Origin of the sequence: Pseudophaeobacter flagellatus (assembly GCF_021228235.1) — a bacterium.
Lineage (GTDB): Bacteria > Pseudomonadota > Alphaproteobacteria > Rhodobacterales > Rhodobacteraceae > Pseudophaeobacter > Pseudophaeobacter flagellatus.
In genome coordinates this window covers 193,775-219,301 of the sequence record NZ_JAJQRG010000003.1, presented here as the reverse complement: position 1 = coordinate 219,301, position 25,527 = coordinate 193,775, and the positions used below count along the sequence as shown (strand labels likewise).

The following is a 25,527-nucleotide window of genomic DNA, read 5'->3' as shown; positions in this document are numbered from 1 at the left end:
GACAGGTGGAAAGCATTCATTCAGCAACGGCCCTGTGGGGGGCCGTTGTCGTCTCAGGCATTTATCACGGGGTCAATCCAGGCATGGGCTGGCCGCTGGCGGTGTCCGCCGCGTTGATGAACCGCAACCGGGGAAGCCTTTTCAAGGCCCTCTTGGCGCTTGCAGGGGGCCACCTGCTGGCAATGGCTGCGATCTTGTTTCCATTCACGGCGCTTCTGTTTCTCGCCGCGTGGCAGCGCGAGATCCAGATCGGGGCGGCCTGTCTCGTCATCGCGCTGGGCCTTTACCTGCTGGTTAATCGCCGACATCCACGGTTCCTCGCGCGGGTGCCCCCCTCGCGACTGGCCCTTTGGTCATTCCTGGCGGCTATGGCCCACGGCGCTGGGCTGATGCTCGTGCCGATCTATCTGGGGATTTGCCGCACGATTGAGACCGATGCGGGCCACGCAGCCGCCTCCGAACTCATGGTCGGAAATGCCGGAATCGCCGTTGCCGTTGCGGTCGTCCACACGCTGGCCATGACGTTGTCGGGCGTAGCTATCGCCTATGGTGTCTATCTCTGGCTCGGCCTGCGCTTCCTGTCAAAGAGTTGGTTCAACCTTGACATCGTGTGGGCACTCAGCCTGATCTTTGTGGGGATGATCTCTCTTGTGTTTACGCTCTAGATTTTTGGCTCGGTCCCGAGCGGATGTGATCATGCGCAGACGGCCGGGTCAACTTGCCGCAGCGCCGCAAGCCTGCTGTGAGCCCTCTTTGCCAAGTTAGTGCGGTGCAGTTGAAGTCCGCTCTCAGGTGAGGGTCAAAAACCTTCAACAACTGCTTAGGTCTTGAACGGGATTTTTGGCAGCCGAAAATAGGTCGTTTTTCAGTTGTGCCAAAAAGGAGCGTTTTGGGGCGGTCATCGGTGCGCAACACGCAGCGGCGCGTTGCGCAGATAATCACTAAGCTGCCTACATCAAACGTGCGTTGCCCGAGACACGGACCGACGACCCGGCCTCATTGTTCAACTGAACCTCGATGATTGACGAGGCACCCATGTCTTCGCCCTGCCGGATCGTGAACTGCCCACCATGGGGCCAGCTGCAATCACGCAGATAACCGGCAAAAGCAGCTGCCGCGGCACCAGTCGCGGGGTCTTCCAGAACACCCCCGGACGCAAAAGCATTGCGGACGGAAAAGGTGCGATCACTCTCGATATATACGAGCATAATCGTTACGAGTTTATGCCGCCGCATCATGTTGCGCCCTTTATCGAGATCGTAAGCCATTGCGGCCAGTCGGGCACGGTCACGGAGCGCGAACACGAGGTGATCGGCACCACCGTGAATGCGGGCTGGGGGCAGGCGCACATCCAGATTGTCCTTGGTCAGACCAAACAGTGCCATTGCATCCTCCGTCTCATCGCCGGTTATCGCGCGGCTTTCGGTTGGCGGCGAGGCCAGCGTCGCTGCCATGCCTTCAGCCGATGTCGCCGCATCGACCGTGATCGAAGCGTTGTTCAACTCCAGATTATAGGTTCCCGGACCATTGCGCTGTCCAAGGGCGGCCCCGAGTGCAATTGTCGCGTGCCCACAGAACGATACTTCTGACTCTGGAGAAAAATAACGGACGCGCCACGACCGATCTGCCCCTTCTACGGGAACGGCAAAGGCTGTCTCAGAGTATCCGACCTCTGCTGCCACCCTTTGCATATCCGCCTCGGGGACGGCGTTGTCGAGCAAAACTACCCCGGCGGGGTTACCGCCTTTGCCGTTTGTGCTAAAGGCTGCAATGCGCTGAATATCCATGTTTGGTTCTCCATTTGGTTATGGTCAGAACATACATGTTCCTGATGCATAACGTCCCGGCGATACCGCAAGCCTTATACACATTTCGCGTTCACATCGGCAGTCTATTGCCTTATTTAGCCACTATCATGAAAGTTATAGATGAAATTGACCGGAGAATAATTTCCACCCTTGAACATGATGGCCGCGCGAGCTTGGCCGAAATTGGGAAAAGCGTCGGCCTCTCTGGACCAGCGGTCGGTGAGCGCTTGCGGCGCTTAAAATCGGATGGGGTAGTCGAGGGGTTTACGGTACGTGTCGATACAAAAGCCCTTGGCTACACGCTGGAGGCCATTGTCCGTATCAAACCGCGCTCGAAACAGCTTCATAACGTCGAGCAGATGATCCGGGATGAGCCACGTTTCACATCCTGCGACCGGGTAACAGGGGACGACTGCTTCATCGCTCGCTTGGCTTTGGTGAGCGTCGCGGAACTGGACGATATCCTGCTGCCGCTTCATGAGCGCGCTGAGACGCACACATCAATCGTCAAGTCGTCGCTTTTACGCAACCGGATGCCCAGTCTATCACCTAAAACAAAGGCCACCTAAAACCACCATTTGTTGAACGGTTCGCCAAACTGGACATTGGAGCATGTGCAGCGAACGGCGGCTTTTAGATGCGGGATTGCAGCGTATAGATCCGATTAAACCAGCTGAAAGGCTGCGTTTGAAAATGTCGCCCTCTGCAACAGTATCCACGAACCTAGCCGAATAGGAAAAATCTTGAAATTCACTCTAGGCTTTGCCCTGTCAGTAGCCCTCGCGGTTCCCGTGTATGCAGCCGGTCTTAAGGTGCGGGACGCTGACACAATTGTGGTGGAAGGCAAACCTGTACGGTTACAGGGCGTCGATGCACCTGAACTCAACACTCGGTCAGGCAAGGATTCCCGACGCTGGATGGTGAACTACCAGGCAGGCAAGTCAGTGGAGTGCCAGCTGACTGGCGAGCGGTCATATGATCGCTGGATTGGGGTCTGTTACGCCGAGGGTGCCGATATTGACGCGGCGGTGATATCAGCAGGCCATGTCCTAGATTGTCGAAGGTATTCCGGTGGAAAATATCGTCAACTAGAGACGTGACCGGCCCAATCCTGCCGTCCATCTGTAGTGGCGATGCCGCGCTGCAGCTTGGCGAGACCGGCCATTCATGCTTCGTGCAGCATTTTCAAGGTCGGATGTCGGCAGAGCGGGACAAAGCAGACAAAGATAGGAGTTATTGTGGCGCCGTGCTACCAATCGAGTGGGTGCACTTGGATGCCCGCAGCTGGGCAGGTTTTCATGATTGAAAAAACATCCGATTTCGCGGCGTCAACTGGTGCAGGCTACGAGTTGCAGATGGGTCGCTTCAGCAGGCTTCTGGCTTCTGGTTTTCTGGATTTTTCAGAAATTTCTGACAACGGTCTGATACTCGATGCGGGTTGCGGCACCGGATCATTGACCGCAGAGATGCAGCGTAGGACATCACGGGCACAAATCGTAGGGGTCGATATTTCCCCGGCCTATATCGCGCACGCCCAAAAAAGCATTTCGGACACTCGCACGACATTTGATGTCGCCGACCTGACAACACTTCCATTCCCGGACGCCCATTTCGGGCAAGCCTTTTCCCAGCTTGTGCTGGATTTTATCCCTGAAACGGATCTCGCATTCAAAGAGCTTTTTCGGGTGCTCAAGCCCGGTGCTCAATTTTCTGCAGCGGTGTGGGACGCCAGAGGAGGTCTGGTATTCAATCGAATGTTCCTGGACACTGCTGCGGTGCTGGACGAGGGCGCTGAAGCACTCAGGAAAAAGAACTTCACGCGCCCGCTCCGACAGCCAGGGCAGTTAAAGCAAGTCGCCGTTTCGGCAGGCTTTACTGATGTTCGGGAGGGGGAAGTCATGATCCGAACCGAATTCACTTCATTCGACGATTACTGGGTTCCTTTTGATGGAGAGGATGGCCCAATTCCTGCCTATCTTTCAAAAAGGCCAGCCGAGATGAAGTCGAAAATCAAAGATGCTGTCCGGCTCGCATATCTTGACGGTGATGACGATGGACCGCGGTCATACGTAGCGGTGGCATTGGCAATCTCGGCAGTACGAACAGCATAGAACGTACATGTCTCCAAGGGCTCCGAGCCGAAATGCGGTAGTGCCGAAAAACGGGACCAACCGAGCCGTTCCACCGTTGGTTCCGGCTCTTTGCGGCCATTCGAGTGACCTCAGAGGGAGGTCAGCTTTTGGAGCGGAAGACACTGTCTGAAGCGTCGCCGTAACTCTGTCTGTACGTTCATTTCGTTGCCTCGGTTTCATTCTGCGCGTTTCACCATCTGTTGCAACGTGAGCCTTTTCATTCACTCTCGGTGCCGTCCGAAAAAGGCTCTGGACGGCGGCCGTCAACGACGCAGACATCGCGATTGCCGCACCCTTTGTAGGCAAAGCCATCGGCTTGGTGAGCATTGAAGAAACGGCGGCCCAGATCCTCGATGCGATGGAGTCAGATCTGCAAAGGGAACTTGGTAGACTAGCCGCAGGTGGCGACGTGACGTTACGCGGCCCGGAGTGAACACATGTAGCTCAAGAGGACTGAACCAGCAGCCTGCATTGCCTCCATCTCTCAGCTCCGCCTTATGCGCTTCAAACGCATCATGGGCAATATCTCGGAATAGGTGAAGGTTGCGCAGGGCATCCTGGCGCCGCTTTTGACGTTCTCGGATTGGGTCGTGCCCTTCACGCTACTCACGGCGCGCTCCCCCGACTTCTCTCGGGCTTCGGCCAAGTTCACATAAGGCAGCGCCCCAGCCTCATTTCCCGGCGCTTGCCATAAACCGTGAGCCGCAGAACCCATTTAACGTTTTTCTGGTCGGATTTCACGAGCCAGAGCCCAGGGCCATCACGGTATTTCCCGCTTCCAGCGCCGGAGGTCGTCGAGATGGAATGAGATGGGAAGATACTTTAATTTCAACGCGAAAGGCGGAGGCGTGTATGTGTTGACATCGGCTATTATGTGTAGATATTGGTCTTCGCTTTCCTTCACCCGCACCACCATTTCAGAAAAAATAACTCTACTTCAATGAATTAGCCTGATCACCACAAGATTAGGCCATCTTTTGAAAACCGCCTGATTGCTGAAAGACCAGACCTCCAGGTACCCTGCGCTTGCCAGGGCGCGCTTGGCGGCATGCATTACCCGCTCTATCCTGGCCCTAACCACTTTAGGACAGCCAAGTGCAAAACGGCACAATAGCACCAATACGTGCCCATATGTCGCAAAGAGGCATAGATCCCCGGCAGCAATCTAGTTTCTAACCATGCTGACCAACCTGCACCACAGGGGCCTGCCTGACCGCATCGGCAAACCGAATTCCCTTACTCGTATGCGTCTCTCATTGGTTCCAGCGGCGAGGTCAGCCGACGTAACACAGATGGGAGCACCTCTGGCAAATCTTCCGAAATCAAACCGGGGCCAAACTCTAGCGCGCAGTCCACATGTAGCCAGGTCGCCGCTTCCGCCGCCGCCATTGGCCCGACGCCGCGCGCCATAAGTCCGGCAATAAACCCGGCCAAGACATCCCCCGCCCCCGCTGTCGCCAGCCAGGGCGCGGCCCGTTCACCTTGGGCTGCATGCAGTGAACAGCGCCCCTCCTGATCGGCAATTACCGTATCCGCCCCCTTGTACAGCACCACACAACCAGCCCTGGCGGCTGCCGCGCGCGTCGCATCAACCTTGGAATAGGCCGGGCCGGTCAACGTCGGCGCTGCCAGTTTTTCAGCCAGATCCGGGAACAGTTTGGCAAATTCCCCTCCATGAGGCGTCATCACGCAGCCCGCGTGCAACAGATCAAACAAGACCTGGGGGTTCCGCTCAAACCGGGTGAGCGCATCCGCATCCAAAACCGTAGGCCTCTGCGCTTTCAACGCCGCAATCACCACCGCCTGCGTATCCATGCCGCGCCCAAGCCCCGGCCCCAAACAGAGCGCATTGAACCGCGTGTCCTCCAACAGCTCAGTGACCCCATAGGCCCCATCAATCTGATGCAGCATGACCGCCGTCAACTGTGCGGCATTTTCAAACATGGCAGATCGCGGAGACCCCAGCGTCACCAGCCCGGCGCCCATGCGCAACGCCCCCCGCGCCGCCAGCCGGGCCGCACCAGTTTTGCCATGCCCGCCGGATAAAACAAGCGCATGGCCATAAGAATACTTATGTTCACGATTTCCTTTGGATAAACAATCACGGTGCGGCTCACCAACTGTGCGGCAGATAGCCCCGCGAGGGTCAGCGCCACGCAGAGATGTCTCACCGGAAGTCAAGCAATCCCCCGCCCGCTCCGCCAAAGCTCCAAGCCCGATGTTAACCACTTTGACAGGCCCGCAATACTCCGGTCCCCGCGCTAATAAATGACCGATTTTCTTGCGATGAAAGGTCACGGTCAGCGCATAATCAGACCACAAATCTTCGCGCTCCTCCAAGAGCAGCTTACCACTGTCAGCACAGATGCCACTGGGCATATCAACGCCGATCCACCTCGCATGACCCGCCGAAAGGCGACGCTGCAAAACGGATAGTGATCTTGAAATTCCCGCCCCGATTGGCCGCACCAAACCCGTTCCGAACAGGGCATCAATGACCAGATCGGCTTGTTCACTCCCGTCAAGATCTGTCAGATCCTCACCGGCACGATATTCGGGGAACGGCTTGACCTTTTCGCAGGCCACCCAGCGTTCATAGTTCGTCTTTGCATCCACTGGCAGCCTGTCCGGCTGCCCCAAAAGGAACACCTCCACCTCCCAACCGCATCTGCGCAACAGACGCGCCACCACAAACCCATCTCCGCCATTATTGCCGGGCCCGCATAGCACCACCGCTTTCATCTTACCCAAAATACCTCGGGGGGGATCCGCAGGATCGGGGGCAGCGCCCCCCTTTTTCGTGCGTCTCTCTCCCAGATCACGCCCTGTACCGCCACCGGTGTCCTGTAGATCCAGCTCCGGCCAGGTCTCGAAAATGGCCGCGACCACGCCCTGCCCGGCACGTTCCATCAACTCCAACCCGGTCACCTCTGCGGCCTCAATCGCGGCCTGTTCAATGTTGCGCATCTGCGCAGCGGTCAGCAGTTCAGCCATGACGCATTCTCCCTGTGTTTGATTGGGCGTTTCACTTTCGCACAATATTTAATCGCATCGCTCATTTTTTAATCGCTCACATGCAAAACTGCAGCACCACAGCGCCTGAGACAGCACAGCGCATTGTCGTTCCCATTCAGAAATGATCTGAGGAGCTTCGACAAGGTTGTGAGGAGCCCTAGGCATGAAAAAGATTGAAGCCATCATCAAGCCGTTCAAACTGGACGAGGTGAAGGAAGCGCTGCAAGACGTCGGCGTTCAGGGCCTCTCCGTCATCGAAGTAAAGGGCTTTGGCCGTCAAAAAGGCCACACCGAATTATACCGCGGCGCAGAATATGTCGTGGACTTTCTGCCCAAGGTGAAAATCGAAGTTGTGCTCGAAGCCGACCAGGTCGATGCCGCCATCGAGGCCATTATCGAGGCCGCAAAAACCGACAAGATTGGCGACGGCAAGATTTTTGTATCTCCCGTTGAACAAGCCATCCGCATTCGTACCGGCGAGTCCGGCACGGACGCGCTGTAAACCGAATTACCTGACATCAAAATCAGAAGGACCAAGGGAATGAGCACAGAAGCAGTTCTCCAGATGATCAAAGACGAAGATGCCGCCTATGTCGACATCCGCTTTACAGATGTGCGCGGCAAGCTGCAGCACGTCACCGTGGATGTGGATCTGGTTGACGAAGACTTCCTCGAAGAAGGCTTCATGTTCGACGGCTCTTCGATCGCTGGCTGGAAGTCGATCGAAAACTCCGACATGAAACTGATGGCGGACACCACGTCCGCCTATGTAGATCCCTTCTACGCCGAGAAAACCATCTGCATCCATTGCTCCATCGTCGAGCCCGACACCGGCGAAGCCTATCAGCGTGACCCGCGTGGCACCGCCCAGAAAGCCGAAGCCTACCTCAAGTCTTCCGGCATTGGTGATGTGGCCTACATGGGTCCCGAAGCCGAATTCTTCCTGTTTGACGACGTGCGCTATTCCAACTCGATCAACAAGGTTTCCTATGAGGTCGACGCGACAGACGCCTCCTGGAACACCGATACCGAGTATGAAATGGGCAACATGGGCCACCGCCCCGGCCTCAAAGGCGGCTATTTCCCGGTGAACCCCACCGACGAAAGCCAGGACCTGCGCTCTGAAATGCTGTCGACCATGAAGCGTCTGGGCATGAAAGTGGACAAGCACCACCACGAGGTTGCGTCTTGCCAACACGAGCTGGGCCTGATCTTTGACAGCCTGACCAAACAGGCCGACGAACTGCAGAAATACAAATATGTGATCCACAATGTGGCCCACGCCTACGGCAAATCCGCAACCTTCATGCCCAAGCCGATCTATGGCGACAATGGCACCGGCATGCACGTGAACATGTCGATCTGGAAAGACGGCAAGCCGCTCTTCGCTGGCGACAAATACGCTGATCTGTCAGATGAAGCTCTGTATTTCATCGGTGGCATCCTGAAGCACGCCAAGACCCTGAACGCCTTCACCAACCCGGCGACCAACAGCTACAAGCGTCTGATCCCTGGTTTCGAAGCCCCTGTTCTGCGTGCCTATTCCGCGCGTAACCGTTCCGGCTGTGTGCGGATCCCATGGACTGAATCCCCCAAAGCCAAGCGCGTTGAAGCCCGTTTCCCCGATCCGGCCGCCAACCCCTACCTGTGCTTTGCAGCCCTCTTGATGGCTGGTCTTGATGGTATCAAGAACAAGATCGACCCAGGCGAGGCCATGGACAAGAACCTGTATGATCTGCCCGCCGAAGAGCTGGCTGATATCCCAACCGTCTGTGGCTCCCTGCGTGAAGCGCTGGAATCACTGGAAGCCGATCACGACTTCCTGATCCAGGGCGATGTCTTCACCAAGGATCAGATCGAAGGCTATATCGCTCTGAAGATGGAAGAAGTTCAGACCTATGAGCACACGCCGCACCCTGTTGAGTATGGCATGTACTACAGCTGCTAATCCTTCGTGATTAGAATGGTTTTGAAAGGGCGCTCAAATCGGGCGCCCTTTTTTCATTGCCGGGTCTACGCCACGGGTTGCGCAAGATTGGCATTGGCGCGCTTGTCTCTTGAAGCAGATGCTTGGCTTCTGTAGGAAGGCCCGTTCCAGCCCCCTGATGAAGAGCCACCTCATGCCTGCAACCGCCCCCGCGCTTACCGCGCCGATGACCCTTGGCATTGACTTTGGCACCTCGAATTCCGCCGCCGGGATCGCCGTGGGGGGCCGCCCCTTCTTGGTTGAAATGGAACCGGGGGAAACCACCCTGCCCACCGCAGTGTTCTTTGAACCAAAACGCCCCATGCGCATTGGCCGTTCCGCCACACGGGCGCTGATCAATGGCGACGAGGGGCGTTTCATGCGCGCGCTCAAAAGCCTGCTGGGCACGCCGCTCTTGCGCGAAGAACGCCGGATCAATGGCGAGACCACCGATTTCATCCGCATCATTGCGCGCTTCCTGGCCGAGGTGAAATCGCGGGCCGAGGCCGCGACACATCAGACCTTCACCCATGCCTTGTCTGGGCGGCCCGTGCATTTCCACAGCGCCAATCCCACCCGCGATGCCCAGGCAGAGGTGGACCTGCGCGCGTGCTACCTCGCGGCCGGCTTTGAAGATGTGCAGTTTCTGTACGAGCCAGAGGCCGCCGTGCGCTCTGCCACGCCAGTAGCGGGGCTGGGGTTGATCGTGGATATTGGCGGCGGTACCTCGGATTTCACCCTGTTTGAACAGGCCGCCAGCGGCGAGACCCAAATCCTGGCCTCGCATGGGGTGCGGCTGGGGGGCACCGACTTTGACCGCCAGATCAGCATTGACCATGTGATGCCGCTTTTGGGCCGGGGCGGGCAGATCCGCAAAGCCTTTGGCAAGGATACCCTGCCCGCCCCCAATCGCCTGTTCAATGATCTGGCCACCTGGCAGATGATCCCATTTCTCTATGCGGCCGACAGTCGCCGCGCTGCCCGAGATCTGGCCAAATACGCAGTAGAACCGGAGCGGCTCAACCGCCTTGTTTCAGTGCTGGAGGATGAGTTAGGGCATGATCTGGCCTTTGCGGTGGAACGTGGCAAGATCCAGGCCAATGGTGCCGATACCATCAATCCGCGCATCGATCTGCGGATCCTGGAACGCGGGCTGTCGGCCCCGCTGGCCCCGGCGCAGATGCGGCACAGCCTGGCCGCGATGATGGATCAGATCGCCCAATGCGGTGCCGAAACCCTGGCGCGCGGCGCTGTCGCCCCAAGCCAGATCGACCGGCTGGTCATGGTGGGCGGCTCTTCCCTGCTGTCCTCGCTAGAGGCCGCACTCTGCCAACTGTGCCCCAATGCCCAGGTTGAAAACCACAATGCCATGACGGCGGTGGCCGATGGGCTGGCGCTTAGCGCCGCCGGGGCCTTTGCCTAGATCACAAGCCGACAGGCTGGCGATAGCACATCTGACCTGCCACAGCCCGATTAGGACGCAGGACCAACTGGGAATCAGGACCAACTTTTCCCGCTAGATTTCACCACTAAGCAGGCTAAGCTTTGCAGGCCCTTTTGCTTTCAGGATCCCATTTCATGCGCGCCTTTGCTTTGCCTGCCTTTGCCCTTTCTCTTGCCCTGACCACCGCCGCCCAGGCCGCCCCCTGCGGCAATACTGCTGCCGGGTTTGACAGTTGGAAGGCAGATTTTGCAAAACACGCCCGCCGTGCTGGGGTAAAGCCCGCTGGGTTGCAGGCACTGGCACAGGCGCAATATGCCAGCCGCACCATCGCCGCCGACCGCAACCAAAAGAGCTTTCGCTACAGTCTAGACAAGTTCATGCAGATCCGTGGTGCCGCGACCATCGTGGCCCAGGGACGCAAGCGCAAAGCCCGCAACCCGGACTTCTACGCCGCGCTAGAGCGCAAATACGGCGTCCCTGCCGGCGTTCTGATTGCCATCCACGGTATGGAAACCGCCTTTGGCAATTTCATGGGCGACAGCAAAGTGGTTTCGGCCATTGTCACGCTGACCTATGATTGCCGCCGCTCTGACTTCTTTGAACCGCACGCCCTCGGTGCGCTCAAACTGGTTGATCAGGGGGCCATCACCAGCGCCACCCTGGGCGCCAAACACGGGGAACTGGGCCATACCCAGTTTCTGCCTGGCAACGCGCTGCAGTACGGCGTCGATTGGGATGGCGATGGCCAGGTCAATTTCTACGACATGGGCGATGCCCTGGCCTCTACCGCGCGCTATCTGCAAAAGAATGGCTGGAAACGCGGCAAAGGGTACCAAGAGGGGCAGCGCAATTACCGGGTACTAAAGCAATGGAATGCCGCCACGGTGTATCAACAGTCTCTGGCAATCATGGGGCAGCAGATTGATCAGTAGCCAGCTGTGGCCCATCCGCGCCGTCCTGCCGCACAGCAACCGGGAATCCTTGACGGGCTGAACAATCGCGCCCACATCCCGCAATTGTAAGGGATGCGGCATCAAAGTGGCCGCAGAGCGCCCATTTGTTGCCCCATTCTGGCGAACAGACACCAGGATCTGCCCACAAAAAACTGATTTTACTTAATTTTTATGGATTGGGTGCCGTTTGGAAAAAGTCTGAAGTTTCACTCCCTTATTACCCCTGCCTGCCTCACTTTTGATCCAGATCCCCGCCTATTGTTTACCCAGAGCATCCCGAATGGAGGACCCTGACGGTGGCACAGATCGAGCATTACAAAGGCAGGCTGGGGTTTGATCACCGCAGCGAGGCAACACTGACACTAGCACTGACAGAGCTGCTGGACACTATGGAAGAGTTTGGCCATCCCGCACTGCAGATCACCGCACGCGAGCCCCACCGCATTGGCCTGGACTGCGATCACTACCGTGTGAACCTGCGTCTACGCCGCATTCCCCTGCGGCTTGGAGTGCGCACCCCCAAGAACCTCCCCACGCCCGCCGCCTATATCGAGCTTAAGATGACGCCCAGTTTTCATCAGGGCTGCGACCAAGAGATCACTGAGATTCTGCTGGCCGAGCTATTGAAACGGCTGACACTAGCGCTGGATCCGCTGGTTATCTTTTGGCAGGAAACCGATCAGGCCCTGACACCGAAACAATTTCTTGGCGCCTTTGAACAGGTAGAACCCTTGGCAGAACCCTGGGCAGAACCAGTGCTGGAACCCGATGCGGCACAGACAGTAGAACCGGCAGCTTTGGCTTGCACGCAGGCTGCGCCACAGGACGATATGTCCAGCGCCACGGCCGAGATGGTGCAACAGCCCCTGCAGCGGACAGCATCAAAACCCGCAATCGTAGGCACGGATGCGGCGCACAGCACAACAGGCAGAGCCCCGGCCGGGCCGCATGCATCGCCCGCAGCCGACCGCCTTTGGAAGGCAGACAAGGCCCGCGCCGAAGCCGAGGCAGAGCGCGCCCGCGGACAAGCGCGCTTTGGTTCACCGGATGCGGTCACCCCGGAGCTGGAGCGCCATCTCGATGAACTCCAGCCGCTCCCTGGCCGTGCAAGGCTCTCGCGTGCTGCAAAGGCGGTGCCAGCCGTCGCGGCCCCACAGGTCAGCTATCAGTCGGTCTTTGGCAAAAGTCGCTTTCGTCGACTGCTGGCCCTGCCACGTGCCACTGTTTCGACCCTGACAAACGGGCTGCGCGGGGGTGATCTGATCTTTTCCCTGCGGGCTGTGCTGACCGCCTTTGTGGTGTTGTTCCTGCATGGCTCGGGCATGGTGCAGGCCGCCGCCCGCGCTTTTCTGCCCCAGTAATCCGCTTATCGCGCTGCAGATGCCCTGCCCCACTGCGCCATAACATCCTGTTTATGAACCATATAGGTATGGATCGAAAAGATCACCGCACGGGTCTTGGGCAGGCGCAAAATCACCTGCTGTTCGCTGCGCATATAGGGCGCGTCGTCTGCATGGCTGTCGTCACGCGGGGCATTTTCCAACCGCGGCGCATGCAGATCAGGTGCCTGGTACCACAGCGCGTTGAACCGCCAAAGCGGGCGCCCCACCTGAACCCCATCAAACAGGCGTTGAACACGGGCGGCGATATTGCCGTCATAACTGTCCACGGTATGGTGAATGCCAACCAAAGGGCGCATGAATTTCTCGCGCAGCGTCCAACTGGCCGGAAAACACAGCACCGCCCCGGTCAGCACATGTTCTCGGCTGTCCCCATGCCGTTCCAGAATGCAGAAATCTTCCTGACAGATCTGGCCCAGCGTCGCCAGCGGATCTTGCCAGTCCAGGGTCACCTTTCCCCCGTCGGGACGCGTGACCTGATCCTGGGCGCCGCCATAGCGATGATCCAGCACCAGTTGCAACAGCTCTTGTGCCGCCGGAAAGGCCATAGGATCCAGCTGCAGTACCTGATCGCGTGCCTTCGCCAGCAGCGCTTCTCGTTCTGCCATCTGGCCTGCAAAGGCCTCATCCGGTTGCAACCAATCCGCCATCTGCAAAGGCGCGATTCCTGGCAGTTTATTTTCGGCCAAAGGGTTATGAGGAATGGATTTTTGCAGAATCATATGCGCGGCCCCCGGCTTACTGTTGCGCATCTGCATAACAAATCCCACCCCAAGGTTCGCGCAAAAACGACAGCCCTCTAGCTCAGGCTTTGGACCAGCAGGCCTGCCGCAGCAAGCGCGATCAGAAAACCTGCCCCGACCTCTAGCACAGGCACCACCTGTGCCGCTCGTCCGGCCCTTGTGAACAGCGCCAGGGCACTGCCGCGCAGCCCAAGCGCCGCCAAACCGACAGCAATGGTCACCGAGGCCGTCCCCAGAGCCATGGCAAAGGCCCCTGCAATCCCAGCCAGGGCAATGCCCATCTGCCAGGTAATAATCAGCACGAACAGCGCGCCCGTACAGGGCCTTACCGCGATGCTCGCAATCAATAGCAGGGCTTCTCGCCAGCCCGAGAGCGCCTCGACCTCGGCCAGGCTGGGGCCATGGTGGTGGCCGCAGTCGGCGCAGGGCTGCGCTGCCGTATCAGCAGAGGACGGCACATGGGAACAGCCCTGATGCCCGACATGCGCATGCTGTCCCGCAGGGGGCTGCGGCTGGGGATCGCCAGCGCCATCAGCAGACTCCGCTCGGCGAAACATCTTGCGTAGTCCCCGCAACAGAAGCCACAAACCAATGCCCGTAATCGCCGCATAGCTGACCGGAGCCATGGTGTCTTCGGCAATTCCGATCATGCTGTCGCGGCCAAGCTGCAACAGCATGATCGCGCCATAGACCAAGCCCACCGCCGTCACCGCCTGCCCCAGGCTGGAGACCAGCGCCAACAAACCAAGACGCGCCCAGGGGATGGCCCGCGCCATGCCATATCCACCAATCAGGATCTTTCCATGACCCGGCCCAATCGCATGAAAGAAGCCATAGGAAAAACAGACCAGCATCAACACCGACAGGGCCCCTGGTTCGGCCGCCCGCAGGGCCCGCAGGCTGCGGGCGATCTGGTTTTGAAACGCGCGCTGGTGTCCCGCCGCCCATTCCCCCAGTGGGGCCAGAATATCCTGCGCCGCCCACCAGAGCAGTAGACAAAGCACAAGACTTACAACCAGTAGGGCTAGGGGTTTTACGAGGTGGGGCATGAAACACGGATCTCTGTTGCGAACGCGCCACCGATCAAGGGGAAATCGTTTTCTTCCAGATCGGCATTGGCATCCAGCCGCAACAGCTGTGCCTGCATCTGCGCCAAACCGCCGGCGATATCTGGCTCGATCAGTTCCAGCAGGCATTCCCCTTGCTGTCGCGCAGGCAGGGTCACCGGCAGCGTGATGTCATAGGCTGTGTAATAAGACGGGTCAAAGGCCTTCATCGAAATCGGCCCCTGCTGTGATCTATCCAAGGGGGCGATACGCCGGATATGACTGCTGATGATGCGCCCCTGATCCAGCGCGGTGGTCGCCTCCAGCGGCCCCGAAAGCGACAAGAGTGCGCCCCCTGCATGAATTTCGAGATCGCCGTTAAATCCCTCGTCCCAGTTGGTATCGAATCCAATCAGCCGCGCCCGCTCTGCCGGGGTTAAGACACCATCGCCATCCTGATCCAGTTGCAGGTCTTCGGTGATCAAAAGCGAATAAAATTCATCATATTGCCAAGTGACTTTCACCTGAGCCAGACGGCCTGCATCGTCAAATTCCAAGGCAAACCCGGTATCCACAAAGATATGCGGATGCGCCACGGCAGGCACCGGCAGCAGCACGACTGCAAGCAGCCCGGAATAGAAAAATCGAAACCTCATAGGGCGAGAGTCTATGGCGAGACCAGGCCCGCCGCAATCGCGCAGCCCTGCCCTATGGCGCCGCATCGGCAATAAGGCGCTGACAGACCAGAGGTTTCCGGCGCCGCCCTGATGCATTCCAGCGAAACGATAGCGGCAGCACAGGCAGCCAGGGGCCTGCGGCAGCAAGCACAGTGGATCACCTTCACGTGACCTTTGGCGCGACCGCCTTGTCGCCACGCCGATGACTGCGCAGTCTAGAGGGACCAAAAGCGAGAAAGCCCCCATGCCCACCGAAGCCATTACTTTTCCCGGCCATTCTGGCGATACCCTGGCCGCCCGGCTGGACCTCCCCAATGGGCCGGTGCTGGCGACGGCGCTCTTTGCCCATTGCTTCACCTGTTCCAAGGATATTCCTGCCGCACGGCGCATTGCCGGGCGTCTGGCTGCCATGGGCATTGCCGTATTGCGATTTGATTTCACAGGCTTGGGCCATTCCGATGGCGAATTCGCCAATACCAGTTTCAGCTCCAACGTGGCAGACTTGATTGCCGCCGCGCAGTATCTGGCAGGGCGCGATATGGCCCCCGCCTTACTGGTTGGCCACTCGCTGGGCGGTGCGGCCGTCTTGCGCGCCCGTGCCGGCATTCCCACAATCAAGGGCGTTGTCACCCTGGGGGCCCCCTTTGATCCGGGTCATGTCTCGCATCACTTTGACGCCGCACTGCCCGAAATCCGCGCCAAGGGCCAAGCCGAGGTCTGTCTGGGTGGTCGCCCCTTTGTCATTACCCGCGATTTTGTCGAAGACATCTCGGCGGCGGCGCTTGCCCCGGTCATCGCCGAGCTGAACGCCGCCCTGCTGGTGATGCATGCGCCCCGCGATGACACCGTCAGCATCGACAATGCCGCCGATATCTTTACCGCCGCCAAACACCCCAAGAGCTTTGTCACCCTAGACAATGCCGATCATCTGATTTCGCGCAGTGAAGACAGCGAATATGCGGCAGAGCTGATTGCCACCTGGGCCGGACGCTATATAGATCTGACCCCGCCCGCCCCGCCCCCCGGTGCGCCAGAAGGCGTGCTGCGCGTCACCGAGGCCGACCCAGAAGGCTTTTTGCAAGACATCCAGTCCGGCCCCCACCACCATGCCTATGCTGATGAGCCGCTGGCCTATGGCGGCACCAACCGGGGCATGTCGCCCTATGGCTTCGTCTCGGCCGGGCTGGGGGCCTGCACCTCGATGACCATTCGCATGTATGCCCGCCGCAAAGGCTGGCAGTTTGACAGCGTCAGCGTTGATGTGTGCCATGACAAGGTACACGCACAGGACGCGCTGCCCTCGGGGCCTGCCAAGATCGACCAATTCATCCGCGTCATTCGCATTTGCGGCACCCTGGATGCAGAGCAACGCGCCAAGCTGCTGGAGATCGCCGATAAATGCCCGGTGCACCGGACCCTGGCACACAGCTCCAAGGTGACGACAACACTGAAGGAAGAGCACCCGATGATGTGACCGCCCCCGCCTGTCCCCTGGCAGGCCTGAACCCGGCCTCCACTACGCCAAGAAATGATATTGATGCATATCAAAGCCACCATCCCAGATCCCTGTCATCCTGGCCGCAGCAAAATGACGGCCAACCAATCTGAGGAGACAGGCATGGGACTTTTTTCAAAACTTGGGCAGAGCACGGACCTGGTGGAAGGCATGGCTGAGCGACTGGGCGTTGACCTGATCGACGGTATCGCCAAGGATCCAGAGGGCGAAGCCCGCAAACTGCGCCGCGCCGTGCAAAATTGCAGCCATTGCACCAATCAAGCAGGCTGTACCGACCTACAGGATAGAAACAGCCAGCTGGCCTCGGCACCGGAATATTGCCGTAACCGCGATACGCTGGCGCATATGTCCAAGCGCTAGCCCACCCCTAGCACCACAATTCTGCCTTATGGCGGTCCCTGCGCCACAGAGGGGCCGCTTACTGCTTTGGCGTGGGCCAGTCTGCCCGCCCCGACAGGGATGACGCCTGCGCAGGATGCGACATATTTCATATTCACCTGCCCAGACTTGCCCAACTGGCCCGGCTGCCGTATGACGCGCCCTATCAACTGGACAATCCCATAAAGGTGCTTTCGCCGATGATCCCTCGCTATTCCCGCCCCGAAATGGTCGCCATTTGGTCGCCCGAGACCAAGTTCCGCATCTGGTACGAGATCGAGGCCCATGCCTGCGAGGCCATGGCCAACCTGGGTGTCATCCCGCGTGAAAACGCTGATGCGGTCTGGAAAGCAAAGGATGTGGAATTTGATGTTGCCCGCATCGACGAAATCGAAGCCGTCACCAAACATGACGTCATCGCCTTTTTGACCCATCTGGCCGAACATGTCGGTTCGGACGAAGCACGCTTTGTGCATCAGGGCATGACCTCTTCGGATGTGCTGGACACCTGCCTCAATGTGCAGCTCGTGCGCTCGGCTGATATCCTGCTCAAGGATATGGAAGGCCTGCTGGCCGCCCTGAAGAAACGCGCGCTAGAACACAAAGACACCGTTCGCGTTGGCCGCAGCCACGGGATCCACGCCGAACCCACAACCATGGGCCTGACCTTTGCGCGATTCTATGCCGAAATGGACCGCAACCTGGCGCGTCTGAAGCTGGCCCGCGAAGAAATCGCCACTGGCGCAATTTCCGGGGCGGTTGGCACCTTTGCCAATATCGACCCAGCCATTGAAGAGCATGTCTGCGCCGCGCTGGGCCTGTCGCCCGAGCCGATTTCGACCCAGGTGATCCCGCGCGACCGCCACGCGATGTTCTTTGCCACCCTCGGGGTGATTGCCTCTTCCATTGAAAATGTCGCCACTGAAATCCGCCACATGCAGCGCACCGAAGTTCTGGAAGGCGCGGAATTCTTCTCCATGGGCCAAAAAGGCTCTTCGGCGATGCCGCACAAGAAGAACCCTGTTTTGACCGAGAACCTGACCGGTCTGGCGCGGCTCGTGCGTTCGGCTGTCATCCCGGCACTGGAAAATGTTGCCCTCTGGCATGAACGTGATATCTCGCATTCCTCCGTCGAGCGCGCCATCGGCCCCGACAGCTGCGTCACCCTGGATTTTGCCCTGTCCCGCCTGACCGGCGTGATCGAAAAAATGCTGGTGTTCCCCGACAACATGCTGGACAATATGAACAAATTCCCCGGCCTGGTGATGAGCCAGCGGGTGCTACTGGCGTTGACGCAGGCAGGTGTGTCGCGCGAAGACGCCTATTCCATGGTGCAGCGCAATGCGCTGAAAGTCTGGGAAGAACGGCTCGATTTCCGCGAGCTGCTGCTGGCAGATGCCGATGTGGTTGCTGCACTTGGCGTTGATGGCGTGGAAGAGAAATTCAACATGGACTACCACACCAAACACGTCGACACGATCTTCAAGCGCGTCTTCGGCGCGTAAACCGCTGCCCCGACCGTGAAAAACACCTATGGGCGCTTCTTCTAACGAAGAAGCGCCTTTTTCACCGCCTATCTGGCCCAATATCTGTGTAAACAATCGCAACCCCAAGGCCAGAAACAAGTTACCGACAGATCCTCATACTACCATTTGCAAATTTTGACGAAGATCTGGTCCAAGCCTGCATAGTAGAACGTTCCAACAAAAGATCTACGCAACACTCAATAGCAATCAGGCCAACCAGAGCGACCGACGCACTGGCGCATGGTTGCACAAAGAGAGAGAGCATCTCGGCGGGCCTCACGTCAACGTGACCCGGCAGAGACTTGATGATTGCAGGCCAGGGGGATTTTAAGGCTATAGTCAGAGAAGGTTCACCCTAGCCGGAGTCGCCCCCTTATGCGTTACCTCGTTCTTGCCGCCGCATTGTGCCTGCCCCTGCCCGCCTTTGCCGCCGGGGGTAACACCTGGTCCCCGCCAACACCTACGGAGACAACAAAAACCTGCAAGGGCAAACGCGTCTGGGATGAAGAAAAAGGGCGCTGTGTGCGGCCCAAAGAATCCTCGCTCAACCAGGATGAGTTGTTTGATGCCCTGCGTGAGCTCGCCTATGCCGGGCGCAACACCGATGCCCAGGCGGTGCTCGCCGCCATGCAGGATCAGACCGCAGCCCGCGTTTTGACCTATTGGGGCTTCACCCACCGCAAACTAGGGAATCGCAGCCTGGCCAATGCCTATTACGAACAAGCCATTGCCCAGAACCCCGACAATCTTTTGGCGCGCTCTTACATGGGGCAAGGCTATGTAGAAGAAGGCCAATTTGGCCTGGCTCTGGCCCAGTGGCAAGAAATCCGAGCCCGCGGTGGGCGCGACACCTGGCCCGAAACGGCACTGCGGCAGGCCTTGGAAACTGGGGCGACAACAAACTACTGAGCTTTAGCATTTATTTACCGCTTATGGGGTAGCGTGAACTTGACCGAAAAAGAAACTTTTTGGCTAGGGTGCTAGAATGCTGCAAGATGATATGTTGGCGTTGCCAATGACCACCAATGACGGCGGGATGGGGGATTTTTCTGCGCCTGCTGGTATGGGGGATTTTTCTGCTCCTGCGCCTGCTGGCATGGGGGGCGCATCTTTGCCCGCAACAAAACTAAGTGGCAAAGCCAAGGCCGCTATTGTTGTACGGCTGCTGCTCAATGAAGGCGCAGATATTCCAATCGAAGACCTGCCCGATGACCTGCAAATGGAATTGACCCAGCAGATGGGCAAGATGCGTCTGGTGGATCGCGACACGCTTTATGCAGTTGCCAGTGAATTTGCCGAAATGCTCGACAATGTCGGGCTGACCTTTCCCAATGGCCTGGCTGGGGCGCTTACGGCGATGGACGGGCGCATCAGTCGCCACACCGCCAGCCGCCTGCGCAAAGAGGCCGGTGTGCGTCAGTTTGGCGACCCTTGGGAACGTCTGAAGGCCCTGCCGCCTCAGGATCTCGCCACACTTGCCGAGGCCGAAAGCATTGAGGTCGCCGCCGTTTTGCTGTCCAAGCTCGACACTGCCAAGGCGGCACAAATGCTGGTGCACCTGCCAGGGCCTGTGGCGCGCCAGATCACCTATGCGGTCAGTCATACCAGCAACGTCACCCCAGAAACGGTTGATCGCATTGGGCTTTCCCTTGCGGGCCAAGTCGACGCCCGGCCAGATCTTGCCTTTTCTTCCACCCCAGGTCAGCGGGTTGGCGCAATTCTCACCGAGGCCGCCGCCGCCAAGCGCGAAGAGGTTCTTTTTGCACTGGAGGAAGAAGACCAGGAATTTGCCACCGATGTGCGTAAATCCATCTTTACCTACGCGCTTTTGGCACAGCGGATGCAACCGCTGGACGTGCCAAAACTGATGCGTGTCCTGGCCGCGCCAGATGTCATCACCGCAATCGCCTTTGCCTCGGATCCCGACGATGTTGCCACCAGCGAGTTCCTGCTCGATAATATGTCCAAGCGTATGGCCAACAACATCCGCGAAGAAGTGGCCGAACGGGGCAAGGTCAAACGCGTCGATGGCGAAACGGCCTTTGGCCTGATTGTTGGCGCCATGCGTGATCTGGTCAACACCGGCGAGATCGAGCTGTTATCGGAAGAGGACGAAGAGGCATAGGGGCAAAAAATCGCCAAAGCAGAGGGCTTGGGACAACAGTTGTGTCCATGTTCACCCGAGGTTATGATCCGTTTCTGATCCTTGATCCCTGCAGGCTGCGCCCCTATGCCCCAAGACCCTTCGCACCTTTCCTTTAAACAACGTGCCACCTATTTTTCCAGCAATCTTGCCCTGCGCGGGATTCTGGGCCTGGCAGGGCTGGTGCCCTATCGCTGGCGCATTCCGCTGATTGGCAAGCTGGTCTCGGCGCTTGGGCCTATGGTTGGCTTTGATCGCAGGGTGCGTGAAAACCTGGCCCTGACCTGCCCCGAACTTGATGAGCCAGAGGTCGCGCGTCTGTGCCGAGAGGTAGGCGATAATGCCGGGCGAATGATCACCGAACTCTATGCTGGGGATCCCTTTGTTACACGGGCAACCGCTGCGCCGATCACCGGGCCGGGGCTAGAGGCACTGGAGGCCGCGCGGGCTGCGGGTCGGCCCGTTATTCTTGTTACCGGTCATTTTGGCAATTATGACGCTGCCCGCGCCGGGCTGATCGCGCGCGGATTTTCCATGGGGGCGCTGTACCGACGCATGGCAAACCCCTATTTCAACGCCCATTATGTGCGTGCCATGGAACGCGTCGGCACGCCGATGTTTGAACAGGGCAAACGCGGCATGGTAGAAATGGTACGCCATCTGAAAAAAGGCGGCATCATTGCGATTGTGGCCGACCTGCATGTGCATGGCGGCGAACTGATTGATTTCTTTGGTAAACCCGCAGTAACCTCAACCGTACCTGCAGAACTGGCGCTGAAATATGGCGCGGCGCTGATCCCCGTCTATGCGGTGCGGCAGGAAAACGGCCTGGATTTTGAGATCATATTGAACCCTGAAATCGCGCCCAGCGACCCGGTCACAATGACCAAGACGATCTGCGATGACCTCGAAAGCCTGGTACGGCGGCATATGGGGCAATGGTTCTGGATCCACCGCCGCTGGAAGCCATATGTGCCGCTTCCAAAGAAGCCGCAGCCTGACAGCACCATAGAGAAAAATTAATGCGTTACAGCCCGTTACCGTAACATCTTAACCCATTGCAAGCCAGGCAGATGGCTTTGGCTTATTGCGCGATACCTGCCGCCGCCAAAACCGCGCCATAGGGGGCGTTCTGCACCAAGACGGCCCCCGGCAACCCCTTGGCATAGGGCACGGTAAAGACAGCTGCCGCCTGCCCGTCCCAGGTTGCGACCTGGCGCAGATCCTCAACGATATTGGCATAATCGATGCGGTGCCCTGCCAATTCCCCGCGGGTAATATCTACGGTTTTCAAAGGGCTATAGCGCAGGACATAGATCGCAACGGGGCGATCTGGCAGGCCCTCCCGCGCGCTCACCGAGAGCGACAGTTCGTCACCGCGTCGCTGCACCAGCAAGGCAACCGGACGCACAGCACCGTGCTGCACCGTGATGGCATCAGACAGCGCCATCGCATCGCCGCCCAAGACGTCTTCTTGCCCCATCACGACCATCTGCGGCGTATAGATCATTTTGCGTCCCGCCGCATGCGCATAGCCTTTTTGCCGCCGGGTATAGTCGGGGCTGGCAAAAATATCCTTCCATCCAATGTAATCCCAGTAATCCACGTGCAGCGCCAGCGCTAGCACATCACGCCGCCCGGCCAGCTGCTTTAGCAGCGCATCCGCTGGCGGGCAGGAAGAACACCCCTGCGAGGTAAACAGTTCCACAACCACCGGTTCGGACACAGAGACGCCCGTCTCTTCGGCCCGAGCCTGCTCCGGAAGGGCAAGGCCGATGGCCAGGGCAAGGGCCGCAAGGGGTTTCATGGCTGCTCCATCCTGATCTGAATGTCCCAGAGATACTGCGCCAAGGGGGCAAAGGCCAATCAATCATTCTTGAAGCGATAAACGGCCGGAAGCCCGATGTGCGGCACAGGCCAACAGACAAGTGTGATCAATCAGCTATTGAATGCCCCCGGTGGCAGTGGCAACAATAGGGTAGTCCCGATCAACAGCTCGCAACTGAACACCAAGGGAGCCAGATATGCCCATCACCGTCGGACAGGATACAGCCAAAACCCGCCGCAGTCTGCGCGCAGGGGACAAGTCGATCTCCTACTATTCCATCCCTGCTGCCAGCGCGGCAGGGCTTGGCGATTTTTCCAAACTCCCCGCCGCGCTTAAGGTGGTACTGGAAAATCTGCTGCGGTTTGAAGACGGCGGCTTTTCCATCTCGCTTGATGATATCAGGGCCTTTGCAGACTGGGCCGAAAATGGCGGCAAGGCCGCGCGTGAAATCGCCTATCGCCCGGCGCGGGTCTTGATGCAGGATTTCACTGGGGTGCCTGCCGTTGTTGACCTGGCAGCGATGCGCGACGGCATCAAGACGCTTGGCGGTGATGCGCAAAAGATCAACCCCCTTACCCCGGTGGACCTGGTGATTGACCATTCCGTGATGATCGACGCCTTTGGCACGCCCCGCGCCTTTCAGGTAAATGTCGACCGCGAATATGAACGCAACATGGAACGCTACCAGTTCCTGAAGTGGGGCCAGGGTGCCTTTGACAACTTTCGCGTTGTCCCCCCCGGCACTGGGATCTGCCATCAGGTCAATCTGGAATATCTTGCCCAGACCATCTGGAGCGATACCGACCAGAATGGCGAAGAAGTCGCCTATCCCGATACCCTTGTAGGCACAGACAGCCATACCACCATGGTGAATGGCATGGCCGTGCTGGGCTGGGGCGTTGGCGGTATCGAGGCCGAAGCCGCGATGCTGGGGCAGCCAATTTCAATGCTGATCCCCGAGGTTGTCGGCTTTGAACTGACAGGCCATATGATGGAAGGCACCACCGGCACCGATCTGGTACTAAAAGTGGTCGAAATGCTGCGCGCCAAGGGGGTTGTTGGCAAATTTGTCGAATTTTTTGGCACAGGGCTTGACCACCTGCCCTTGGCTGATCGCGCCACCATTGCCAATATGGCCCCCGAATATGGTGCCACCTGCGGCTTTTTCCCAATCGACGGCGAAACCCTGCGCTATATGGAAAACACCGGCCGCGACAAGGATCGTATCGCCCTGGTCGAAGCCTATGCCAAGGCAAATGGCCTGTGGCGCGACGCCTCTTATGCGCCGATCTACACCGATACGCTGCACCTTGATATGGGCAGCATTGTGCCGGCCATTTCTGGCCCCAAACGGCCGCAGGACTATGTCGCCCTCAACGCAGGCAAGGCAGCCTTTCGCCGCGAAATGGAACAGACCTTCAAACGCCCCATGGGTAAAGAAGTCCCGGTGGAAGGCGAAGACTATACCCTTGAAAGCGGCAAGGTGGTGATTGCCTCAATCACCTCCTGCACAAATACCTCGAACCCCTATGTGATGATCGGGGCCGGGCTGCTGGCCCGCAAGGCCGCCGCCCTGGGGCTGAACCGCAAACCCTGGGTGAAAACCTCTCTGGCACCGGGCAGCCAGGTTGTCTCCGCCTATCTTGAGGCGGCCGGCCTACAGGAAGATCTGGACAAGATCGGCTTTAACCTGGTCGGCTATGGCTGTACCACCTGCATTGGCAACTCTGGGCCGATCCAGCCCGAACTGTCAAAAGCCATCGCCGAGGGCGATCTGGTCGCCGCCTCCGTGCTGTCCGGCAACCGCAATTTTGAAGGCCGCATCAGCCCCGATGTGCGCGCGAACTACCTGGCCTCACCGCCGCTGGTGGTTGCCTATGCATTGGCAGGCACCATGGATATCGACCTGACCTCTGAACCGATTGCCAAAGGGCACAATGGTCAGGACGTCTACCTGAAAGACATCTGGCCCTCGACCAAGGAAATCGCCGATCTGGTCGAGGCCACCGTCACCCGCCAGGCCTTTGAGGAAAAATACGCCGAGGTCTTTACCGGCGATGAAAAATGGCGGGCGGTAGAGACCACCGAGGCCGAAACCTACGACTGGCCACCCGAGTCGACCTATATCCAGAACCCGCCGTATTTTCAGGGCATGGGGCAAGAGCCTGGCACCATCACCAATATCAACAACGCCAAGGTTCTGGCGATCTTGGGCGATATGGTCACCACCGATCACATTTCTCCTGCGGGCAGCTTTGCCACCACCACTCCGGCCGGGCGTTACCTGCTGGAACACGATGTTCAACCGCGCGAATTCAACTCTTATGGGTCACGCCGGGGCAACCACGAGGTGATGATGCGCGGCACATTTGCCAATATCCGCATCAAGAACGAAATGCTCACCACCGAGGATGGCACAGTCGAAGGCGGTTATACCAAAGGCCCCGATGGCAGCCAGATGTCGATCTTCGACGCCGCAATGGCCTATCAGGACAGTCAAACGCCGCTGGTGATCTTTGGCGGCGCGCAATATGGCGCCGGCTCCAGCCGCGACTGGGCAGCCAAGGGTACGGCACTGCTTGGGGTCAGGGCAGTCATCGCAGAAAGCTTTGAACGCATTCACCGCTCTAACCTGGTGGGCATGGGGGTCATCCCCTTTGAATTCACCAATGGCGACAACCGCAAGACCCTCGGCCTTACAGGTGATGAAACCGTCTCTATCCTCGGTCTCGACAGCGTCAGGCCACAGCAGAAGCTGCCCTGCGAAATCACCATGGCGGATGGCACGGTCAAGGTGATCCCCCTGCAATGCCGCATCGATACCGCACCCGAGATCGCCTACATCGAAAACGGCGGCGTGCTGCACTATGTGCTGCGCAACCTTGCCAAATCTGCCTGATCTAACGCAGTCAGCCAAGCAGACGGGCGCGGTTGCTGCGCCCGTCTTTTGCG

22 protein-coding genes are annotated in these 25,527 nt (G+C 58.6%); 16 read left to right on the top strand and 6 right to left on the bottom strand.

Features of this window, described 5'->3' with window-relative positions:
- Positions 1-83 precede the first annotated feature (83 nt).
- Complete coding sequence (locus LRK71_RS07440) at positions 84-665, top strand: hypothetical protein (protein WP_269751666.1); 582 nt, start codon at positions 84-86, stop codon at positions 663-665.
- 285 nt (positions 666-950) lie between these two features.
- Here LRK71_RS07440 and LRK71_RS07435 read toward each other — a convergent pair whose 3' ends face one another.
- A complete protein-coding gene (locus LRK71_RS07435; protein ID WP_232402271.1) occupies positions 951-1,787 on the bottom strand; it encodes a PhzF family phenazine biosynthesis protein in 837 nt (278 codons plus the stop codon).
- A gap of 35 nt (positions 1,788-1,822) precedes the next feature.
- On the opposite strand from LRK71_RS07435, the gene LRK71_RS07430 reads away from it, so the two are divergent.
- The 3 genes from LRK71_RS07430 to LRK71_RS07425 all read left to right on the top strand — a co-directional run bounded on the left by LRK71_RS07430 (position 1,823) and on the right by LRK71_RS07425 (position 3,919).
- Positions 1,823-2,377, top strand: coding sequence for an Lrp/AsnC family transcriptional regulator (locus tag LRK71_RS07430; RefSeq protein WP_232402270.1), 555 nt, complete (start codon positions 1,823-1,825; stop codon positions 2,375-2,377).
- 222 nt (positions 2,378-2,599) lie between these two features.
- Positions 2,600-2,908 (top strand): thermonuclease family protein, encoded by a 309-nt coding sequence (locus LRK71_RS20520; protein WP_332460253.1) that lies wholly within the window; start codon positions 2,600-2,602, stop codon positions 2,906-2,908.
- A 198-nt stretch (positions 2,909-3,106) separates the two neighbouring features.
- Positions 3,107-3,919: a class I SAM-dependent methyltransferase gene (locus LRK71_RS07425; RefSeq protein ID WP_232402269.1), complete on the top strand. Its 813-nt coding sequence runs from the start codon at positions 3,107-3,109 to the stop codon at positions 3,917-3,919.
- A gap of 1,257 nt (positions 3,920-5,176) precedes the next feature.
- Here LRK71_RS07425 and LRK71_RS07420 read toward each other — a convergent pair.
- Positions 5,177-6,934, bottom strand: coding sequence for an NAD(P)H-hydrate dehydratase (locus LRK71_RS07420; RefSeq protein ID WP_232402268.1), 1,758 nt, complete (start codon positions 6,932-6,934; stop codon positions 5,177-5,179).
- Positions 6,935-7,118: 184 nt separating this feature from the next.
- On the opposite strand from LRK71_RS07420, the gene LRK71_RS07415 reads away from it, so the two are divergent.
- The 5 genes from LRK71_RS07415 (at position 7,119) to LRK71_RS07395 (ending at position 12,679) form a co-directional block, all read left to right on the top strand.
- On the top strand, positions 7,119-7,457 hold the full coding sequence (locus tag LRK71_RS07415; RefSeq protein WP_232402261.1) for a P-II family nitrogen regulator: 339 nt from the start codon (positions 7,119-7,121) through the stop codon (positions 7,455-7,457).
- A 39-nt stretch (positions 7,458-7,496) separates the two neighbouring features.
- Complete coding sequence (glnA, locus tag LRK71_RS07410; protein ID WP_232402259.1) at positions 7,497-8,903, top strand: type I glutamate--ammonia ligase; 1,407 nt, start codon at positions 7,497-7,499, stop codon at positions 8,901-8,903.
- A 172-nt stretch (positions 8,904-9,075) separates the two neighbouring features.
- On the top strand, positions 9,076-10,344 hold the full coding sequence (locus tag LRK71_RS07405; RefSeq protein ID WP_232402258.1) for an Hsp70 family protein: 1,269 nt from the start codon (positions 9,076-9,078) through the stop codon (positions 10,342-10,344).
- 155 nt (positions 10,345-10,499) lie between these two features.
- Positions 10,500-11,297: a lytic murein transglycosylase gene (locus LRK71_RS07400; RefSeq protein WP_232402257.1), complete on the top strand. Its 798-nt coding sequence runs from the start codon at positions 10,500-10,502 to the stop codon at positions 11,295-11,297.
- A 317-nt stretch (positions 11,298-11,614) separates the two neighbouring features.
- Positions 11,615-12,679 carry a hypothetical protein gene (locus LRK71_RS07395; RefSeq protein WP_232402256.1) on the top strand — a complete coding sequence of 355 codons (1,065 nt, stop codon included), beginning with the start codon at positions 11,615-11,617 and terminating at the stop codon, positions 12,677-12,679.
- Positions 12,680-12,684: 5 nt separating this feature from the next.
- On the opposite strand, the gene LRK71_RS07390 is transcribed toward LRK71_RS07395, so the two are convergent.
- From LRK71_RS07390 to LRK71_RS07380, 3 genes are read right to left on the bottom strand one after another with little or no spacing between them, the layout of a single operon-like run.
- Entirely contained in the window at positions 12,685-13,470 is a 786-nt protein-coding gene (locus LRK71_RS07390; protein ID WP_232402255.1) for a heme-dependent oxidative N-demethylase family protein, read from the bottom strand.
- A 47-nt stretch (positions 13,471-13,517) separates the two neighbouring features.
- A complete protein-coding gene (locus tag LRK71_RS07385; protein ID WP_232402254.1) occupies positions 13,518-14,510 on the bottom strand; it encodes a nickel/cobalt transporter in 993 nt (330 codons plus the stop codon).
- The gene (locus LRK71_RS07380) at positions 14,495-15,163 is read right to left on the bottom strand and encodes a DUF1007 family protein (protein ID WP_232402253.1); all 669 of its coding nucleotides are present in this window, start codon (positions 15,161-15,163) and stop codon (positions 14,495-14,497) included. Before LRK71_RS07380 ends, LRK71_RS07385 begins: the two co-directional genes overlap by 16 nt.
- Positions 15,164-15,428: 265 nt before the next feature.
- Here LRK71_RS07380 and LRK71_RS07375 point away from each other — a divergent pair, with 265 nt between their 5' ends.
- From LRK71_RS07375 to LRK71_RS07350, 6 genes are all read left to right on the top strand, one after another.
- Positions 15,429-16,658, top strand: coding sequence for a bifunctional alpha/beta hydrolase/OsmC family protein (locus LRK71_RS07375; RefSeq protein ID WP_232402252.1), 1,230 nt, complete (start codon positions 15,429-15,431; stop codon positions 16,656-16,658).
- A gap of 144 nt (positions 16,659-16,802) precedes the next feature.
- A complete protein-coding gene (locus LRK71_RS07370; RefSeq protein WP_232402251.1) occupies positions 16,803-17,060 on the top strand; it encodes a DUF6455 family protein in 258 nt (85 codons plus the stop codon).
- 218 nt (positions 17,061-17,278) lie between these two features.
- Entirely contained in the window at positions 17,279-18,583 is a 1,305-nt protein-coding gene (gene purB / locus LRK71_RS07365; RefSeq protein WP_232402250.1) for an adenylosuccinate lyase, read from the top strand.
- 396 nt (positions 18,584-18,979) lie between these two features.
- The gene (locus LRK71_RS07360) at positions 18,980-19,513 is read left to right on the top strand and encodes a tetratricopeptide repeat protein (protein WP_232402248.1); all 534 of its coding nucleotides are present in this window, start codon (positions 18,980-18,982) and stop codon (positions 19,511-19,513) included.
- 76 nt (positions 19,514-19,589) lie between these two features.
- Positions 19,590-20,729 (top strand): flagellar motor switch protein FliG, encoded by a 1,140-nt coding sequence (locus LRK71_RS07355; RefSeq protein ID WP_232402245.1) that lies wholly within the window; start codon positions 19,590-19,592, stop codon positions 20,727-20,729.
- 105 nt (positions 20,730-20,834) lie between these two features.
- Positions 20,835-21,770 carry a lysophospholipid acyltransferase family protein gene (locus LRK71_RS07350; protein WP_232402243.1) on the top strand — a complete coding sequence of 312 codons (936 nt, stop codon included), beginning with the start codon at positions 20,835-20,837 and terminating at the stop codon, positions 21,768-21,770.
- 61 nt (positions 21,771-21,831) lie between these two features.
- Here the strand turns inward: LRK71_RS07350 and LRK71_RS07345 are convergent, their stop codons facing one another.
- Positions 21,832-22,554: a DUF1223 domain-containing protein gene (locus tag LRK71_RS07345; RefSeq protein ID WP_232402241.1), complete on the bottom strand. Its 723-nt coding sequence runs from the start codon at positions 22,552-22,554 to the stop codon at positions 21,832-21,834.
- Positions 22,555-22,771: 217 nt separating this feature from the next.
- On the opposite strand from LRK71_RS07345, the gene acnA reads away from it, so the two are divergent.
- Positions 22,772-25,474 (top strand): aconitate hydratase AcnA, encoded by a 2,703-nt coding sequence (gene acnA / locus LRK71_RS07340; RefSeq protein ID WP_232402240.1) that lies wholly within the window; start codon positions 22,772-22,774, stop codon positions 25,472-25,474.
- The last annotated feature ends 53 nt before the right edge of the window (positions 25,475-25,527 follow it).

Excerpts from the sequence above, each read along its gene's own strand:
- LRK71_RS07360 (WP_232402248.1), top strand. The coding sequence starts at position 18,980 with ATGCGTTACCTCGTTCTTGCCGCCGCATTGTGCCTGCCCCTGCCCGCC.
- LRK71_RS07370 (WP_232402251.1), top strand. The coding sequence starts at position 16,803 with ATGGGACTTTTTTCAAAACTTGGGCAGAGCACGGACCTGGTGGAAGGC.
- LRK71_RS07390 (WP_232402255.1), bottom strand. The coding sequence starts at position 13,470 with ATGCGCAACAGTAAGCCGGGGGCCGCGCATATGATTCTGCAAAAATCC.
- LRK71_RS07425 (WP_232402269.1), top strand. The coding sequence starts at position 3,107 with ATGATTGAAAAAACATCCGATTTCGCGGCGTCAACTGGTGCAGGCTAC.
- LRK71_RS07420 (WP_232402268.1), bottom strand. The coding sequence starts at position 6,934 with ATGGCTGAACTGCTGACCGCTGCGCAGATGCGCAACATTGAACAGGCC.
- LRK71_RS07405 (WP_232402258.1), top strand. The coding sequence starts at position 9,076 with ATGCCTGCAACCGCCCCCGCGCTTACCGCGCCGATGACCCTTGGCATT.
- LRK71_RS07375 (WP_232402252.1), top strand. The coding sequence starts at position 15,429 with ATGCCCACCGAAGCCATTACTTTTCCCGGCCATTCTGGCGATACCCTG.
- LRK71_RS07350 (WP_232402243.1), top strand. The coding sequence starts at position 20,835 with ATGCCCCAAGACCCTTCGCACCTTTCCTTTAAACAACGTGCCACCTAT.
- LRK71_RS07430 (WP_232402270.1), top strand. The coding sequence starts at position 1,823 with ATGTTCCTGATGCATAACGTCCCGGCGATACCGCAAGCCTTATACACA.
- LRK71_RS07440 (WP_269751666.1), top strand. The coding sequence starts at position 84 with ATGGGCTGGCCGCTGGCGGTGTCCGCCGCGTTGATGAACCGCAACCGG.
- purB (WP_232402250.1), top strand. The coding sequence starts at position 17,279 with ATGATCCCTCGCTATTCCCGCCCCGAAATGGTCGCCATTTGGTCGCCC.
- LRK71_RS07415 (WP_232402261.1), top strand. The coding sequence starts at position 7,119 with ATGAAAAAGATTGAAGCCATCATCAAGCCGTTCAAACTGGACGAGGTG.
- acnA (WP_232402240.1), top strand. The coding sequence starts at position 22,772 with ATGCCCATCACCGTCGGACAGGATACAGCCAAAACCCGCCGCAGTCTG.
- LRK71_RS07355 (WP_232402245.1), top strand. The coding sequence starts at position 19,590 with ATGCTGCAAGATGATATGTTGGCGTTGCCAATGACCACCAATGACGGC.
- LRK71_RS07385 (WP_232402254.1), bottom strand. The coding sequence starts at position 14,510 with ATGCCCCACCTCGTAAAACCCCTAGCCCTACTGGTTGTAAGTCTTGTG.
- LRK71_RS07400 (WP_232402257.1), top strand. The coding sequence starts at position 10,500 with ATGCGCGCCTTTGCTTTGCCTGCCTTTGCCCTTTCTCTTGCCCTGACC.
- LRK71_RS07435 (WP_232402271.1), bottom strand. The coding sequence starts at position 1,787 with ATGGATATTCAGCGCATTGCAGCCTTTAGCACAAACGGCAAAGGCGGT.
- glnA (WP_232402259.1), top strand. The coding sequence starts at position 7,497 with ATGAGCACAGAAGCAGTTCTCCAGATGATCAAAGACGAAGATGCCGCC.
- LRK71_RS07345 (WP_232402241.1), bottom strand. The coding sequence starts at position 22,554 with ATGAAACCCCTTGCGGCCCTTGCCCTGGCCATCGGCCTTGCCCTTCCG.
- LRK71_RS07380 (WP_232402253.1), bottom strand. The coding sequence starts at position 15,163 with ATGAGGTTTCGATTTTTCTATTCCGGGCTGCTTGCAGTCGTGCTGCTG.